General features: G+C 39.4%; 15 protein-coding genes. 8 read left to right on the top strand and 7 right to left on the bottom strand.

Annotated elements, in window-relative coordinates; translation table 11 throughout:
- Positions 1-59: 59 nt before the first annotated feature.
- Genes GGR22_RS07100 through GGR22_RS07110 form a run of 3 tightly spaced genes read left to right on the top strand, consistent with a single transcriptional unit; the run spans position 60 to position 2,921 of the window.
- Positions 60-1,094, top strand: a complete 1,035-nt coding sequence (locus tag GGR22_RS07100; RefSeq protein WP_121376253.1) for a FecCD family ABC transporter permease — start codon at positions 60-62, stop codon at positions 1,092-1,094.
- Position 1,095: 1 nt separating this feature from the next.
- Positions 1,096-1,872 carry a heme ABC transporter ATP-binding protein gene (locus GGR22_RS07105; RefSeq protein ID WP_182493079.1) on the top strand — a complete coding sequence of 259 codons (777 nt, stop codon included), beginning with the start codon at positions 1,096-1,098 and terminating at the stop codon, positions 1,870-1,872.
- 11 nt (positions 1,873-1,883) lie between these two features.
- Positions 1,884-2,921, top strand: a complete 1,038-nt coding sequence (locus GGR22_RS07110) for a hemin-degrading factor (RefSeq protein ID WP_182493080.1) — start codon at positions 1,884-1,886, stop codon at positions 2,919-2,921.
- 187 nt (positions 2,922-3,108) lie between these two features.
- Here the strand turns inward: GGR22_RS07110 and GGR22_RS07115 are convergent, their stop codons facing one another.
- Positions 3,109-4,518 (bottom strand): HmuY family protein, encoded by a 1,410-nt coding sequence (locus GGR22_RS07115; RefSeq protein WP_182493081.1) that lies wholly within the window; start codon positions 4,516-4,518, stop codon positions 3,109-3,111.
- A 12-nt stretch (positions 4,519-4,530) separates the two neighbouring features.
- The gene (locus GGR22_RS07120; RefSeq protein WP_182493082.1) at positions 4,531-6,681 is read right to left on the bottom strand and encodes a TonB-dependent receptor plug domain-containing protein; all 2,151 of its coding nucleotides are present in this window, start codon (positions 6,679-6,681) and stop codon (positions 4,531-4,533) included.
- 160 nt (positions 6,682-6,841) lie between these two features.
- On the opposite strand from GGR22_RS07120, the gene GGR22_RS07125 reads away from it, so the two are divergent.
- Both GGR22_RS07125 and GGR22_RS07130 read left to right on the top strand, forming a co-directional pair.
- On the top strand, positions 6,842-8,188 hold the full coding sequence (locus GGR22_RS07125) for a serine hydrolase domain-containing protein (protein ID WP_182493083.1): 1,347 nt from the start codon (positions 6,842-6,844) through the stop codon (positions 8,186-8,188).
- Positions 8,189-8,254: 66 nt separating this feature from the next.
- Positions 8,255-8,932 carry a hypothetical protein gene (locus tag GGR22_RS07130; RefSeq protein WP_182493084.1) on the top strand — a complete coding sequence of 226 codons (678 nt, stop codon included), beginning with the start codon at positions 8,255-8,257 and terminating at the stop codon, positions 8,930-8,932.
- 52 nt (positions 8,933-8,984) lie between these two features.
- Here the strand turns inward: GGR22_RS07130 and sufD are convergent, their stop codons facing one another.
- The 5 genes from sufD to GGR22_RS07155 all read right to left on the bottom strand — a co-directional run bounded on the left by sufD (position 8,985) and on the right by GGR22_RS07155 (position 13,441).
- The gene (gene sufD / locus GGR22_RS07135) at positions 8,985-10,301 is read right to left on the bottom strand and encodes a Fe-S cluster assembly protein SufD (RefSeq protein ID WP_121375657.1); all 1,317 of its coding nucleotides are present in this window, start codon (positions 10,299-10,301) and stop codon (positions 8,985-8,987) included.
- 79 nt (positions 10,302-10,380) lie between these two features.
- Positions 10,381-10,749: a four helix bundle protein gene (locus tag GGR22_RS07140; protein ID WP_182493085.1), complete on the bottom strand. Its 369-nt coding sequence runs from the start codon at positions 10,747-10,749 to the stop codon at positions 10,381-10,383.
- A gap of 78 nt (positions 10,750-10,827) precedes the next feature.
- A complete protein-coding gene (gene sufC, locus GGR22_RS07145; protein WP_121375658.1) occupies positions 10,828-11,574 on the bottom strand; it encodes a Fe-S cluster assembly ATPase SufC in 747 nt (248 codons plus the stop codon).
- 34 nt (positions 11,575-11,608) lie between these two features.
- Positions 11,609-13,057: a Fe-S cluster assembly protein SufB gene (gene sufB / locus GGR22_RS07150; protein WP_121375659.1), complete on the bottom strand. Its 1,449-nt coding sequence runs from the start codon at positions 13,055-13,057 to the stop codon at positions 11,609-11,611.
- 54 nt (positions 13,058-13,111) lie between these two features.
- A complete protein-coding gene (locus GGR22_RS07155) occupies positions 13,112-13,441 on the bottom strand; it encodes a HesB/IscA family protein (RefSeq protein ID WP_121375660.1) in 330 nt (109 codons plus the stop codon).
- 181 nt (positions 13,442-13,622) lie between these two features.
- Between GGR22_RS07155 and GGR22_RS07160 the strand changes: the two genes are divergently transcribed.
- From GGR22_RS07160 to GGR22_RS07170, 3 genes are all read left to right on the top strand, one after another.
- The gene (locus GGR22_RS07160) at positions 13,623-14,480 is read left to right on the top strand and encodes an MBL fold metallo-hydrolase (RefSeq protein WP_182493086.1); all 858 of its coding nucleotides are present in this window, start codon (positions 13,623-13,625) and stop codon (positions 14,478-14,480) included.
- Between the two features lie 126 nt (positions 14,481-14,606).
- The gene (locus GGR22_RS07165) at positions 14,607-15,035 is read left to right on the top strand and encodes a MarR family winged helix-turn-helix transcriptional regulator (protein ID WP_182493087.1); all 429 of its coding nucleotides are present in this window, start codon (positions 14,607-14,609) and stop codon (positions 15,033-15,035) included.
- Positions 15,036-15,102: 67 nt separating this feature from the next.
- A complete protein-coding gene (locus GGR22_RS07170; RefSeq protein WP_182493088.1) occupies positions 15,103-17,547 on the top strand; it encodes a TonB-dependent receptor in 2,445 nt (814 codons plus the stop codon).
- The last annotated feature ends 9 nt before the right edge of the window (positions 17,548-17,556 follow it).

Consider the following 17,556-nt stretch of genomic DNA (forward strand, 5'->3'; position numbering starts at 1 on the left):
GTCTCACGGACAATCAGCAAGAAAAATTCCTAAAATCCCGAAGGGATGAAATGACCATAATGCAAAATAAGTTACCGTTATATATTTTTTTAAGCCTAGTGTTGTTACTCGTTTTAGCAGCCGGGGCTTTATATATGGGAGTTTACGAATTCGAAAAACACTCGTTCTTTGCCATTTTTCAAGCTATTTTTAACAATGACAGCTCTATTCCGGACAGCGACAAATACGTCTTGCTGGAATTAAGGTTGCCGCGAATCGTGATGTCAATTCTTGTCGGAAGCGCCTTGGCGGTTTCAGGAACCTGCCTTCAAGGCATGTTTAAAAACCCTCTAGCCTCGCCCGACCTGATCGGTATTACCTCAGGAGCGATGCTTTTTGCCGCCGTTTCCATTGTTTTAGGAAGCCATTTCAAGCCCTATATTCCAGAAGTTTTTCACTTTTCGATGCTGAGTATTGCCGCCTTTCTAGGAGCCTTGCTGACCATGACAATCGTATACCGAATTTCGACTTCTAACGGAAAAACCAATGTGGTCGTAATGCTGCTTTCAGGAGTAGCCATCACAGCCATCAGTTTTGCAACCACGGGATTCTTGATCTACCTTTCTAAAGAAGAACAATTGAGAGACTTGACGTTCTGGAACTTAGGAAGCCTTGGAGGCGCGACTTGGACAAAAAACGCTATTCTAGCGGCCATCATCCTGATCGCCTTTTCGTTCCTGATTACCAAAGGAAAAGCGCTGAATGCGATGATGCTTGGCGAAAGAGACGCACAGCATTTGGGAGTTCCGGTAGAAAAAATCAAAAAGAAAATAGTCGTTTTGACCGCTTTGCTGGTCGGAACCTGTGTCGCTTTTTCAGGAAACATCGGCTTTATCGGCCTGATTGTTCCCTATATTTTAAGATTACTATTTAAATCGAATTACCATATCATCCTGCCCATGTCGGCAATCTTTGGAAGCATCCTGTTGCTCACGGCAGACACCATAAGCAGAACCATTGTACCGCCATCAGAAATTCCGATCGGAATCCTGACAGCGTTTATGGGAGCGCCTATTTTTATTGCTATTTTAATTCGAAACAAAAAATCGATGTGATATGCTAGAAGCCTGCAAGATATCGTATTCGCACAAAAAATTCTCCATTCTGGAAAACATCGACGTGTCTGTTAATTACGGCGAATTGCTCGTAATTGTCGGGCCAAACGGAGCCGGCAAATCAACGCTCTTGAGCATGTTGGCCAACGAAATGGGACAGAGCGAAGAACCTATTTACTTCAAAAAGAAAACATTTGAAGAATGGGACCAGAAAATACTGCCGCAGCACAAGGCAAAATTCTCGCAGCAGAACAGCAACGACATTCCGCTTACCGTAAACGATGTTGTCATGATGGGACGCTACCCTTATTTTAACTCTGTGCCGCAGCAGTCAGACATCGACGCCGTGATGAAATCAATGGCAGAAACCGATGTCGTTGCTATGAAAGACAGAGACTACAACACCCTTTCGGGAGGCGAAAGACAGCGCGTACACCTGGCCAGAGTATTGGCACAGCTCGAAAACGACATCGCCCACAAACTCGTCTTTATGGACGAGCCCTTAAACAACTTAGACATCCTGCACCAGCACAGGATACTCCATACCCTTAAAAACTTTACAGAACTAGGCAATACGGCTATCGTCGTACTCCACGACCTCAACCTGGCAGCACAATTTGCAGACCAAGTCCTCCTGCTCAAAAAAGGAAAGATCGTGAGCCATGACAAGCCAGAAAATGTCTTTACAAAAGAAATCATAAGCAAGGTCTATAACTTTCCTTGCACGATTTGCCTCAACCCGGTAAATCAGAACCCTTTAATAATTTTTGGAACATAATATTTACACAGATGGATACAGTAACAAACAACCTGAAGTCGCAATGGGAAAAGCTAAAAGCCGAAAACCCACATTTAAGAATCCGCAATGCCGCTGAAAAACTAGGCGTAAGCGAAGCAGAATTAGTAGCTACCCAAGTAGGTGAAACCGTAACTAGGCTTCGTCCGGAATTTTCGGCAATCCTTACCGAAGTAGAAGCACTAGGAAAAGTAATGGCCTTGACACGCAACGAAGAATGCGTACACGAAAGAAAAGGAATCTACCTAAATCCTGACTTCAGCTCTCCGCATGCAGGACTGTTTGTAGGCGAAGATATCGATTTGCGTATCTTTTTAGGCCATTGGGCAAAAGCTTTTGCCGTAGCCGAGAAATCAGAGCACGGAGACAGAAAAAGCCTTCAGTTCTTCGGAAAAGACGGTTTGGCAATCCACAAGATCTACTTGACAAAAGACAGCAACGAGGCCGCTTTCGATGCTTTGGTTGAAAAATACAAATCAGAAGACCAGTCAACAGCAGAAACAACGATTGAAGTGCCGTTGAACATTGACGAAAAAGCAGATGCTGATATTGATGTAGCTGGTTTCCAAACTGCTTGGGAAACCCTAAAAGATACCCACGAATTCTTCGGAATGCTTCGCAAATTCGGAGTAACAAGAACACAAGCCCTTCGTTTGGCTCCAAACGAAAACTTTGCCAAGAAAGTAGAAAAAGACGTGATCGTAAAAATGCTGGAAGGCGCTGCCGAAAGCAAACTTCCGATCATGGTATTCACTGGAAACAGAGGAAACATCCAAATCCACACCGGTTTGGTAAGAAAAACAATGTGGCATGGCGACTGGTTTAACGTAATGGACCCAGACTTCAACATGCACCTTGACATGTCGAAAATCGCGCAAACTTGGATCGTAAGAAAACCGACAGAAGATGGCGAAGTTACCGCTATCGAAGTATTCAATGAAATGGGCGAAATCATCGTTCAGTTCTTTGGAAAAAGAAAACCAGGCATTCCAGAACTAAAAGAATGGAAAGAACTGGTTGCCGCTTTGTAGGTACTTAGTTTTAATATATTTGATGCAAGCCTGCCGGTCCGATTGGTCCGGCAGGCTTTTTTTATGACCTTAAACGCATTTAGCAGGCCTCTATTTATTTCAATTCTGCTCGGCATACATTTATAGTGCAAAGCAAAAAAAAACGGGCCCTACGGCCCGTTTTAAGAATAAACAATAAAACCTGAGACTATTGTAGCAATGCATATTGGAAAGTAGGATATCCTCTTTCTCCTCCTGCATTAGCACCACCAGTAAATTTCAATTTATAGATATTTCCAGCTGGATCTTTGATAACAAAGAAACGGTCTGTTTTTAAAACGAATGCTGAAACTGGCAATCCACCAGGACCTGTAGTACTTGTGCTTCTCCAGTTAGAACCGATGTTTCTTTGGTCTTCTGTAAAGCTTGCGTTTACTACATTAGCAAGCGTGAACGTATCGTAGTTCAATGTTTCTGTATTCAATACCTGGTAAGATCTTGCACCGCCTTTTAAGTTCGTTACAACGAAATCTGGGTAGTAGTAAGGAGTCGTAGGACCAACTAAGTTGGTAAAAGTCGTAAAGTTAAGATCCCACTGGTTTTTCTGTGGCTCTACATTTACTACATTTTTAGAAGTCAAGCTAAAGAAGGTAAAGTTGAAAGCAGAATTTTTAGAGATGATTTTTTCTTCGTGAGTTGTAGCATCGATATCAGCATATTGGATTTTGTAGTCGTTGCCGCTTTTAAGGATTCTTACTTTTTTCCATCCTCTTGAAGTACCAGAAGCCGAACCTTCAGAACCTGTTGAAGGTGCTGTTTCAGATGGGTTGCTTCCCATGTTGATCAAATATACTTTGTTGTCAGCATCATTAGCAGAAATCGCAGCGATAGCTGTTTGAGTGATAAGTCCAGCTGGATGGTCGATTTGCGAAGCCACGCCTTGTCCTTGAGAGATGATCATAGACTCGTCAGCAACCTGAACCTCATCAATATTAGTTGTTTCTAATTGTTTAGCAGCCATTTTCAACGAACCGTTGATTACAACTCTAAAATCAGATCCTCCGTAAAAACCAAGATCCCAAGAAGTTCTTAGCGCTGTAGCGTTACCGCCGCTGCTCAAGTCGATATACACTTGGTTAGGCTGGTTTGGACCGCCAACTTGTGCTGCCAAAGCCTGACCTAAAGAAGCTGCCTCGTTAAAGTTAACTTGGATTTTGTTGTTAGAAGAAACAGAAGCATTAGTCGCGTCAGTAATCGTGAATTTTACATTTTTCACATCGGTCGGAGCCGCATTCGTCAATTTGTTAAAGTTGAAAGAAACAGAGCTCACGTTAGCAGCGTAAGGAATTGTCAGGGTAGTTCCTGTTGCAGCAGGAGCTGTAGTAAAATCTGTACCATACGTTACAGCAGTAGTAGCGAACGAAATGTTCAACGAACCGGCAGCTGTAGTAGGCGCAGAGAAAACAATTTGTACAGGCGTTGTTGCCTCAGTCAAATTTAAAGAAGGCACGCCAAAAGCAACCGAAGTGCTAGATGAACCACCGTTATCGTCATCGCTGTTACAAGCTGAAAAAGCAAGTACTACCAGTGAAAGAATAAAAATTAGATTTTTTTTCATGTTATTTATAGATTAATTAAAATTGAGATTATACGTAAGTTTAAGGAAATACGATCTTCCATACCCCAAAAGAAGGTCAGATCCTGACACATGCACACCAGTAGTTCCCTGCGTAAGCTGAACGCTGGTAATATCTAAAAGATTTCTGGCACCGACAGTCACTTCAAATTGGTTCTTGAAGAACGATTTGCGGATCGAAGCATCCATCCAGCCATAAGACTCTAGCTCAGACAAGATAAATTCTGCATTGTTATTAACATCGGTCGAAGAGATGTATTGCTGCTGCTTTCCGTTGAATTTGTAATAGATTGAAAACAAAGTATTCCATTTCGGAACATTATACGATACGTTAGAATTCACTTGCAAGGAATACAAGAATTTATCATCCGAAGTAAGATTCAAAGCCGCTAAGTCTATTTTTTGGGATATACCCACCAAAGCCAACCCTACTTTTGCATTCCAGTTCTTATAAGCAAACTGGTGCGTCGAAGAAATATTCCACATCTTATATTTGTCGATGTTCATGTATTTGTAACTCTGGAAAGGAACAACCTGAGTAAGGATCAAGCTGATTCTGTCATCAACATCCATATACGTAACCGCAAGATTGTTAGAAAGCTGGGCACCCGAATCAAAATAAGTCGCTTTCTTGACGCTTACCTCATACGAAGAACTGGTCTCTGGAATCAAGTTCTCATTCCCTTGAAGATCATGATTCGAATCAACAAAATACGTATAAAGCTCATCAAAGTTTGGAGTCCTGTAGGATTTTCCTAAAGATCCCCTAGCCTCAATACCATGAGAGAAAAGATACCTCAAGCCCAAAGAACTCGCATATTGGTCTTCAAACTTAGATTGAATCGAATAACGCAAACCTGGACGGACAGAGAATTTTTCTGTAAAGCGGATTTCTGCCGCCGTGAAAATATCGTAATTCTCTAGCCTTTTTCGGATATCCTTAACCTGTTGGTTGTCGTCTTTGAAAATCCCCGCAGTCGCATCATAAAAACCTCTTTCATTTACCGCTTCGTAGCCCAACTGCAAGTCAACGCTTTTATCTTTAAAGAAATTACTCAACGCACCCGTCGAGTAAATCACCTCTTTGGATTGATACGTCTCTCTGGCATTGTCTGTTTCGTTCTCGCTCTCTAATTGATAATTGAATTTCTCAATATCGCGGGACTGTTTCTGGTGCGATACCGAAACATTATAATTTAACTGGGAAAACAATTTTCCGTACGAATTCAAGTGATGGTAGTATCGGTTTGAGATATATCTTCTATCGTTAGAAAAATGAGTATCCGGAAAAGGATAATTATCAATCGGAATCACGACCGGATTGTAATAATCCACATTCTCTCCGAAATAATCGAATTTGTAGAAAATCCTGAAATCATTCTTAGTATAACCAATTAATCCATTTCCGACCAATTGCTCTTTCGGAAGCCAGCTGTAACCGCGCTTCCCGTCATTTTGCATATAATCTTTACCTTCTTGTTTGTCAAAGAATCCGGCGAAATCATTGCGGCTTCCCCCTATTGTGGCAAACCAATTCTCATTAAAACTATGCGAAATCTTGGCATTTTGGATATGCCTTCCTTTGTCAAAAAAAGCAAACTCGTCCGATACCGTTTCTTCTTGTGCAGAAGCCGTAATCTCCCATTTATATTTTGAATTCTTCTTCGTGATGATGTTCAAGATTCCCGTCACGGCATTTGCTCCGTGCGTAACGCCCATAGAACCTTCAATGATTTCGATCTGCTCAATATCATCAAGATTTACCTGTGTCAAGTCAATATTAGTTCCAAGCCCAGTATCGCTGACCAAAGGAACATTATCCACCAATATTTTAAAATATTGAGAGTCAAGACCGAACATTGAAACTGTAGAACGTCCGTCGCTTCCACTGGTTCTGATAGAAATATTAAGATATTGGTTCAAGACATCGCCAAGATTGTTAGCCGCAAGGCGCTTGATGTCTTCTCTAGAGATGACCCGAACATTATGAACCGATTTTTTTAGGGATTGAGGCTCAAACTGACCCGTAACGACCACTTCTTCCAGCTGGCTGGTTTTTGTAGTATCTTGAAGTTTTTCCTGAGAAAAAGCCGTTAAAGAAAGAAAAAGTGATAAGGAAAGATAAGCCTTTGTATTAATTTGCATTACTATTCATCTTTAGATTAATTCTAAATTGCAAATCTAGCAACCTCTTCCGGTTTATGCAAATTATTTTTACTAATTCTAAATAAAAATGTAAAGTCTTATTATTTTTTATTGATTTACTAATGACATTCTTTTAAATTTACCAAAATCTAAGGCTAACATGAAAAAAAAATTAAAAATACTTGGCTGTATATTACTGGCACTAATTGGATATGCCGCCTGCACTAATTATCCAAAGCTGGACCTCATCTCCGGGTTCTCTGCAAAAAGCATGGCTTCCGGCTATTTTATTGGCCATCGTTCCCAAGAAATGATCACCGCTGGAGATAACGATATCGATATGGTCAGGCTGGCAAAAAACAAAGTGTTTGAAAAAGAAGGCTACGCCACATCGTCCGTTTATGGCCTAAAAGAACGGAAAGCCATCTATCGTGAAGGCTTGGGAGTGACCCTTATTAATGATGATTTTGATAATTCTAAGCCCTATGATGTCCCAAAAAGAAATACGACCAAAACCAATCTGCCCTATCCTTATGGCGATAACGAACCAAAAGATACGGCCTTTACATCCATCGACTATACTAAATTAGAAAAAGCAATAGCCAATGCTTTTGATAAAAAAGGCGAAAAAAGCAAACGCACCCGCTCGCTTTTAATCCTATACAAAGACCGATTGATTGCCGAAAAATATGATACTGGATTTGATAAAAACTCCAAGATTTTAGGATGGTCTATGACCAAAAGCCTGACGGCGACCTATTTCGGTATCCTCCAGAAGCAAGGAAAAATCAACATCAACAGTCCGGCTCCTATTGCCGAATGGAAAAACGACGAACGTTCCAAGATTACGATCAACGACCTGCTCCACATGAACTCTGGCTTAGAATGGGAAGAGAAATACGACAAGATTTGTGATGCTACCAAAATGCTTTTCGAAGCCGAAGACATGGCCCAAGTACAAAGAGAAAAGCCGTTAGTCGGAATACCAAATCAAAGCTGGAATTATTCGTCAGGAACCACCAATCTCTTGTCCGGAATTTTAAGAAGCCAGTTCAAGACCCATCAAGAATATCTAGATTTCTGGTATTCGGCATTGATAGACAAGATAGGCATGCACTCCATGTTAGTAGAAACCGACATGGCCGGCAACTATGTAGGCTCCTCCTACGCATGGGCAACCACCCGAGATTGGGGGAAATTTGGACTATTATATCTTAGAAATGGAAACTGGAACGGCGAACAGCTATTTGACAAAAGCTGGGCGGCATATGTCGCAACCCCTACCAAAACTTCTGAAGGACGCTATGGCGCTCATTTTTGGCTGAATGCCGGAGGCAGATATCCTGATGCGCCAAAAGACATGTATTATGCCAGCGGCTTCCAGGGACAGAAGATTTTCATCATTCCGTCGATGGATATCGTCATCGTGCGTTTTGGCCTGACGGAAGACGAAGCCTTTGATTTTAATGCCATGCTAAAAGGAATCTTAGGCAGTTTCAAGAAATGATTGTATCTTCATCATTACTATTTATCCTTAAAAATTATAACTTCGTAAAAACTAAATGTAAAAAACATGAAGAAAATTGTTCTAGCCATCTTGTTTGTCTCCCTAACGCTTGCTTCTTGCAGCAGTGATGACAGCGGAGAATCAAACGGCGTATCTACAGGAAATTACTGGCCGATGGCCGTAAACAACACTTGGGTTTTTGACGATAACGGCACTAGCTCTGAGCTAAAAATAACAGGTACCGATGTATTTAACGGAACGACCTATTATAAACTTTATGACGCTTCAGACAGTACATTTGGTGTCGAGAATTGGGTTACGAAAAAAGGCGCCACCTATTTTCAAAAAGTCGCTGATGCAACCATCAATCAAGATGGAATAGTAATTAGTATGGAAGGATATGAAGTCCCGATGTTTAAAGATGATCTACAGCCTAATGCAACATGGAGCGGAACGGTTTCTCCAAAAGTTACTTATAATGTAAACGGACAAACGGCTTCTCTTACGGCTAAAGTCAAATACACAGGAACCATGTTAGAAAAAGCACCAACCGTAACTCTAAATGGCGAAACCTACACAGATGTCCTGAAAATCAAACTTAAAATTGAAGTCACAATAGCCAATCAACTAACGGTTGCTGACCAGGAGTATTGGTTTGCCAAAGATGTCGGACCAATACGAGAATATCAGTCCACAAATGGCGAAACCAGCGAAAGGACGATAGTCGATTACATCCTAAATTAAATAAAAAAGGTTCAAAGAAATACTTTGAACCTTTTTTATATTTTGACTGATCTTATAAATCAAATCCCATATTTACGCCTAATTTCATCGCAATGATCTTAGTGATTCTTGCCTTCATAGCTGGAATCTTGATGCTTTCAATCACCTCGTTTGAGAAGGCATACATCAACAGTGCCTTGGCTTCCTTTTGCGGAATCCCTCGAGACTGCATATAAAACATAGCCTTTTCGTCTAGCTGTCCGATCGTGCAGCCGTGAGAACATTTCACATCATCTGCAAAAATTTCCAACTGTGGCTTGGCATTGATAGATGCTTTGTCGCTCAAAAGTATATTGTTATTCTGCTGGAAAGCATCTGTTTTTTGTGCTTCTTTCTCTACATAAATCTTTCCATTGAAAACTCCAGTGGATTTGTCATCGAAAATTCCTTTGTAATTCTGATGGCTTTCGCAGTTTGGAGTCGCATGCTGTACCAACGTATAATGATCGACATGCTGTTTTCCTTCGATAATCGTAATTCCTTTTAGCGTAGAATCGATATGCTCGCCTTGGTGGTAAAAATTCAGGTTGTTTCGTGTCAAATTACCTCCAAAAGAAAAAGTATGCACAGAAGCGTTGCTTTGCTCTTTCTGAGCTATGTAAGTATTGTCAATCAGCGAGGCTTCAAGATTATCGTTTTGGATCTTATAATAATCTACAATGGCTCTTTTTTGAACAAATATTTCGGTAACCGAATTAGTCAAAACTGGATTGTCATTCAAGCTTTGGTGTCTTTCAATAATTTGAACATGGGCATTCTCGCCTACGATAATCAAGTTTCTCGGTTGTACCAAAAGCGCTGCTTCTGTTCCTGTAGAAAAATTAATAATTTCTATAGGCTTTTCTACAACTTTGCTTCTCGGAATGTTGATATACGCGCCTTCATAAGCAAAAGCAGTATTCAATGAAGTCAGACTCTCCTCTTTGTTGGCTACTTTGTTGAAATATTCATCAATAACCATCTTGTATTTTGGCTTTGTCAATGCCGATGACATCAAGCAGACATCCAGGCCGTCATGGGTCGTAGAAGATAGGAAAGAACTAAACACACCGTCCACAAAAACCACTTTGTAAGTATCTATCTCATGAATGAAATACTTTTTTACTTCTGAAAATTCAACCGCATTTTCCTTTTTAGGAAATACGCTGAAATCATTTTTCAGAATAGTGTTCAACGATGTATATTTCCAAGCTTCCTCCTTTTTGGTTGGAAAACCTTTATTTTCAAAATTCTTAAACGCCTCTGTACGAACATCGTGCAAGTCAGAATCGACATCCACGCGTTCTTCAAAAGCCATAAAAGATGATATTAGTTTTTCTTTTAATTCCATTGTTTGTTGGTCTTAAAGTCAAAAGTCAAAAAGTCAAAGGTCAAAAAGCAGTTTATTACTTCAATTGCAACTTTTAACTTTACAACTTTCCACTTAAATATTTAATAAACCCGCTTAAGAGTTTTGATATTTCAGTTATTTCGAAAAGTAATTCTTCGAAATCTTGTTTTGTAATATAATTTAAATCGAGTGCCAAATATAATTGAGACCGAACTTCTCCGGCAGATGCTTTAGCAACATAAAGAAAATATATAAATTCCTTATCGGTATTGCGTTCGAAGCCTTCAGCAATATTTGATGAGATTGAAACTGATGCTCTTCTAATTTGTCTGGCTAAATCAAAATCTTTTTTAAAAGATTCATTTTCAGTAATCAAATAAACTTTCTTATTGAAAATTCTAGACTTTTGCCAAGAATTAATCTCTTCAAAGGAATTAAATTTTCCCATTTTTCACTATGTCTGTATGGCGTATAATTTAATGTGCGCAAAATCTTTATGACTTGCGACTTTACAACTTTCGACGAATTAATTTTCTGCCTTAATCCAGTCGTATCCTTTTTCCTCTAGTTCGTAAGCCAGTTCTTTTCCGCCTGATTTTACGATTTTTCCGTTGTATAAAACGTGTACAAAATCAGGAACGATATAATCCAAAAGTCTTTGATAATGCGTAATTACAATGATTGCATTGTTTTCACTTTTCAGCTTATTCACGCCGTTGGCTACAATTCTCAAGGCATCAATATCCAAACCAGAATCGGTTTCGTCAAGAATTGCCAATTTCGGCTCCAGCATTGCCATTTGAAAGATTTCGTTTCTTTTTTTCTCGCCGCCAGAAAAACCTTCGTTTAGCGAACGCGATAAGAATTTACGGTCAATTTCTAACAATTCTGATTTCTCACGGATCAACTTAAGCATTTCATTGGCCGGCATTTCTTCCTGACCTTTTGCTTTTCTTGATTCATTGATCGCCGTTTTCATAAAATTCGTTACCGAAACTCCGGGAATCTCAACTGGGTATTGGAACGAAAGGAAAACGCCTTTATGAGCTCTTTCTTCTGGAGCTAGATCTGCTAAATCTTCCCCATCCAATTCAACAGAACCGTCTGTTACTTCATAGTTTTCATTTCCTGCAATTACAGCAGAAAGTGTACTTTTTCCAGAACCGTTAGGTCCCATGATGGCATGAACTTCGCCGGCTTTCACTTCAAGGTTGATTCCTTTCAGGATGTCCTTGTCTTCAATTCCAGCGTGTAAATTTTTTATACTTAACATTGTTGTTTTTGTGTTTTTATAAAGTCTTTAAAGATTAGCCTACGGAACCTTCAAGAGAAATTTCTAATAATTTTTGTGCTTCAACAGCAAATTCCATAGGAAGTTTATTCAAGACTTCTTTGCTGAAACCATTTACGATTAACGCAATGGCTTTTTCTGTCGGAATTCCTCTTTGGTTGCAATAGAAAACTTGGTCTTCGCCAATTTTACTTGTCGTTGCTTCATGTTCTATTTTTGCCGATGGGTTTTTCGATTCGATATACGGAAAAGTATGTGCGCCGCAATTATTTCCCATCAACAGCGAGTCGCATTGCGAAAAGTTTCTTGCATTGTCAGCTCTTGAACTAATCTGCACCAATCCGCGGTAGCTGTTTTGTGATTTTCCGGCAGAAATTCCTTTAGAAATAATCGTTGATTTGGTATTTTTACCCAAGTGAATCATCTTAGTTCCAGTATCCGCTTGCTGATAATTATTGGTTACAGCAATCGAATAGAATTCTCCTACTGAATTATCGCCTTTCAAAATACAAGAAGGATATTTCCACGTTACTGCAGAACCCGTTTCTACTTGTGTCCAAGAAATCTTCGCGTTTTTCTCGCACAAGCCTCTTTTGGTCACAAAGTTATACACCCCGCCTTTTCCTTCTTTGTTTCCAGGGAACCAGTTTTGAACAGTTGAATATTTAATTTCGGCATCATCCAAAGCAATTAGTTCCACAACTGCGGCATGCAATTGGTTTTCATCACGTGATGGTGCTGTACAGCCTTCCAAATACGAAACATAACTTCCTTCATCGGCAATGACCAACGTTCTTTCGAACTGGCCGGTTCCTGCTTGATTGATTCGGAAATAAGTAGAAAGTTCCATAGGGCAGCGAACGCCTTTTGGAATATAACAGAACGAACCGTCTGAAAAAACAGCCGAATTCAGGGCCGCATAGAAATTATCTTTTTGCGGCACTACAGAACCGATATACTTTCGGACTAATTCTGAATGTTCTTTAATCGCTTCTGAAATCGAACAGAAAATAATTCCTTTTTCTGCTAGCGTTTTCTTGAAAGTCGTAGCTACAGAAACGGAATCCATTACGATATCGACCGCAACGCCCGAAAGCATTTTTTGCTCATCGATAGAAATTCCAAGCTTTTTGAATGTTTCCAAAAGCTCCGGATCTACCTCATCAAGGCTTTCGTATTTTGCTTTTTTCAAAGGCGCAGAATAATACGAAATGTCTTGGAACTTTGGCTTTTCATAGTGAACATTAGCCCATTCTGGTTCCACCATTTGTTCCCAAGCCCTGAATGCCTCGATTCTCCAATCGGTCATCCATTCCGGCTCTTCTTTTTTCTTAGAAATCGCACGGACAATGTCTTCGTTTAGGCCGACAGGAAATGTATCGGATTCTATATCAGTATAAAATCCGTATTCATACTCTTTATTTTCAAGCTCGATTTTTAAATCGTCTTCTGTGTATTTGCTCATAAATTCTTTTAAGTTTCAACCCTTTCAGGGTTTAAAACCCTGAAAGGGTTAGTATTATAAAGAGAAACTCTCTCCGCAACCGCAAGTCCTGCTTGCATTTGGATTATTGAAAACAAATCCTTTTCCGTTCAAGCCTCCTGAAAACTCAAGAATTGTTCCTGCTAGATACAAGAATGATTTCTTTTCAACGGCAATTTTCACATTATTATCTTCAAAAACCTTATCGTTTTCTCCTATTTCTTTGTCAAATTTTAATTCATATGACAAGCCAGAACACCCACCGCTTTTTACGCCCACTCGAACGTAATCTTTGGCAGCATCAAAGCCGTCATCATTCATCATATCGACGATTTTTTTACTTGCTGTATCAGATACCTTTATCATGGTGATTTAAATTTAGTCTAATTAATTTGCAAAGATACGTCATATTTAGTTTTTTCCATAATCGCTAACACTTTTATAATTATGTTCCTATAGAAAAAGTTTATTTCTGAGAATTAAAAGCAAATGAATTTTAGTAATTTGCGAACAAAAAGCAGTTTTAACTATTTATACCCTAATAAAAATGAAATTATATCCGATCGAAGCAGGTAATTTTAAATTGGACGGCGGTGCCATGTTTGGCGTAGTACCAAAGACAATATGGAACAAAACTAATCCTGCAGACGAAAACAATTTGATCGATATCGCCGCACGATGTCTTTTAATTGAAGAGGGAAACCGTCTGATTTTAATCGATACCGGAATGGGCGACAAACAATCAGAAAAATTTTTCGGATATTATTCGCTTTGGGGAAATCATTCCATAGACAAGTCGTTGGCCAAGTATGGCTTTCATCGCGATGACATCACTGACGTATTCATGACGCACTTACATTTTGACCATTGCGGCGGAAGCGTTCAGTGGAATAAGGACAAAACTGGATATGAAGTGGCTTTTAAAAACGCTAAATTCTGGACAAACGACAATCATTGGGAATGGGCAACGAAGCCAAATCCGAGGGAAAAAGCCTCTTTTTTGACTGAAAATATTATTCCGATGCAGGAAAGCGGACAACTGGAATTTATCAAAAGACCGGAAGGCGACCTGCTTAAAAATTCAGAGCTTGGGTTTGACATTTTCTTTGCCGACGGACATACGGAAAAGATGATGATTCCAAAAGTCCAACACAAAGACAAGACCATCTGTTTTATGGCCGATCTTTTGCCGACGGCTGGACATCTTCCACTGCCGTATGTAATGGGCTATGACACTCGTCCGCTTTTGACATTGCCTGAAAAAGCCAAATTTTTAACGGAAGCCGCCGAAAACAACTATTATTTATTCTTAGAACACGATGCTCACAACCAAATCATCACGGTTGAAAACACAGAAAAAGGAGTTCGTTTGAAAGAAGTCTTTAGTTGCGAAGAAATCCTCTAAGGCGCACTATTTCACCAACAGCCAAAAAATAAGCTACTTACAATCATAAATAAAATGTTAAATATTTATTTGATATATCAATTATTGATTAATCATATATATATTTGACTCAAAATCAGACCTCAAATGGAAAAATTAAAAGACATCACCTTCTATACTATGGACAAAGCAATTCGAACATATAGAATTTTTGCTCAAAAAAGACTTAGGGATAACGGCTATAAGATTACTATCGACCAATGGCTCATCATAAAAGCAATTTTGGAAAATCCGGGTATTTCGCAACAAGAAATTGGCGAAAAAGTATTTAAAGACAATGCTTCCGTTACTAGAATAATCGAGCTTTTGGTAAAATCAGAATACCTCGAGCGCGAAATAAATCAAAACGACAGGAGAAAATCCAACCTAAAAGTTACCGTTGAAGGCAAACGAATTATTGAAAAAGTCCACGATTTGGTACTCGAAAACAGAAAAACAGCCTTAGCCGGAATTCTCCCCGAGGAACTGGAAATCTTGAACAATACTTTAAAGAGGATTATTTCTAACTGCAACTAAAAATCATCATACGACTGCCAACGAATTGGCGAATCATCATCAATCATCAATCAAAAAACGAATAATTATGATACGGCTACTTCTCTTCCTAATCATGCTTGTAATTTCAACCCTCACAAGCTTATTGTATGGCCAGAACACTGAATTGCCAGAAAAAATAACCGTTTCTGGAAAAATTTTGTCCGAAAAAAACGAAGCTGTTTCCAATGCGATTGTCTATCTGGTCCATTCTTCCAACCAAGAACTGGCAAAAACAGAAACCACAGATGAAACCGGAAAATTTATCTTTCAAAATGTTTCCAAAGGAAGTTATCTGATCAAAATTGGGGAAAATGGCAAGACGCGATATACAGGTCAGCCATTTGATGCCGACCAAAATCTAGAACTGTCTTCTGTTATTTTAAGTGCGGAAGTACAAAACTTAGACGAAGTCGTCATCACCAAAACAAAACCGTATATCGAAAGGCAAGACGGCAAAATGATCCTGAACGTAGAAAGTAGCATCGGTGCTACGGGTTCTTCCGCTTTTGAAGTTTTAGAAAAAGCTCCTGGCGTGAATGTCGACAATAACGACAACATCAGCCTCCGCGGAAAAGGCGGCTTGCTAGTGCAGATTGACGGAAAAGCAGTCCAAATGTCGGGCACCAACTTGGCAAATTACCTGCGTGGCATGCCTTCCGGAAATATTGAAAAGATCGAATTTATTACGAATCCCGGCTCAAAATACGATGCTTCAGGTTCTGCAATCATCAATATCAAGATGAAAAAAGACAAACGAAAAGGGACAAACGGCAGCATTTCCACAACTTATGGCCAAGGAAAATATCCAAAAAGCAACAACAGCTTGAGCTTGAACCACAGAAATAAGGATGTGAATATTTTCGGAAATTATAGCTTTGCGTACCGAGAAGGCTTTAATGATTTGGCTTTGAACAGAAGATTTTATGATAATGGCAATTTTACCGGCGCCTACGTGCAGGATAATTTCCTAAAAATGAATTTCAGAAATCATATTGGAAAAATTGGGGCCGATTTTTATGCCAACAAAAGACATACATTCGGGATCGTTGCCAATGCGGTGAGCAATAAATTCAATCCGACAGGTAAAAATGATTCGGATGTTTATGATGAAACCAATTCGAAAGCATCACGTTTCCAAACCAGCAACAATTCGTATGACAATTGGCACAACCATTCCGTAAACCTCAACCACAAGTTTGCAATCGATACATTGGGAACCGAATGGACGACCGATTTTGACTACGCGAATTATGGCAATGAAACCGAGCAGAATTTTAAGACGCGTTATTTCGACCTAAACAATGCAGAGTTTCAAGACCCTTATTTTTTATATGGTGATATTGCAGGCGATTTGGACATTTATTCTCTTAAAACGGATTTTGTAAAAACGTTAAACAACATCAAAGTCGAAACTGGACTAAAAACAAGCTATGTAAAGGCCGATAATAACTTGAAATTTTATGATGTCAGTACCGGAATTCCAGTTTTTGATCCGACAAAAAGCAATCATTTTATTTACAAAGAAAACATCAATGCTGCTTATATCAATGCTTCAAAGCAATTCGGAAAATGGAATGCCTATCTAGGATTCAGGGTCGAAAACACGAATATCACAGGCGAGCAGCGTGTCAATAATACTTCCTTCAAGAATAATTACACGCAGCTTTTTCCGAGCGGCTTCTTGAGCTATACTTTCAATGACAAAAACAGCCTAGAATTCAATTACAGTCGAAGGATTTCGCGTCCGAGTTATGACCAATTGAATCCATTTAAATTCTTTTTGGATCCGACGACGTACAGAGAAGGAAATCCATATCTAAAACCTCAGACGACCCATTCTTTCGAAGTCACACATATTTTCAATCAGAAAATTTATACGACCCTTACCTTTTCGAGAACGACCGATAACATTACACAGGTCATTGCTCCTTCTGAAGAAGACCTCCAACTGACGGTACAGACAAACAAAAATCTAAACACAGCTGACATTTATGGCCTGTTTATGATCGTTCCTTTTGAAATTACCAAATGGTGGAACACGACCAATAGCGTTAATGCTTATTATGGCTCCTATTCTGGTACTGTTGCCAATACGACGTTGGAAAACCAAGGCAATTTTACCTTTAACTGCAATTCGGTCAGCAATTTTAAGATCGGAAATGGCTATTCCGCAGAATTTACAGGCAATTACAGAGCAAGAGAAGTCTATGCTTTTATGGATGTTGATCCGATTTGGTATATCAATCTCGGCTTTCAGAAAAAATTCAAGAACAGTACGCTGAAATTAGCCGTCAACGATGTTTTTTACACAAATAAGACAATCGCCGATACCGAATTTACCGATTATAAAGAGCATTTCAAGGTAACTAGAGACACCAGAGTTGCTACAGTATCGTATACTTATAATTTTGGAAGTAACAGCAATCCGCAAAGAAGAAGAGCAGGCGGCGCAGAAGACATCAAACAAAGAGCAGGTTCTTCAAACGGATAAAAAAAGCGA

The organism is Flavobacterium gossypii (assembly GCF_014138495.1).
Classification (GTDB): Bacteria; Bacteroidota; Bacteroidia; order Flavobacteriales; family Flavobacteriaceae; genus Flavobacterium; species Flavobacterium endophyticum.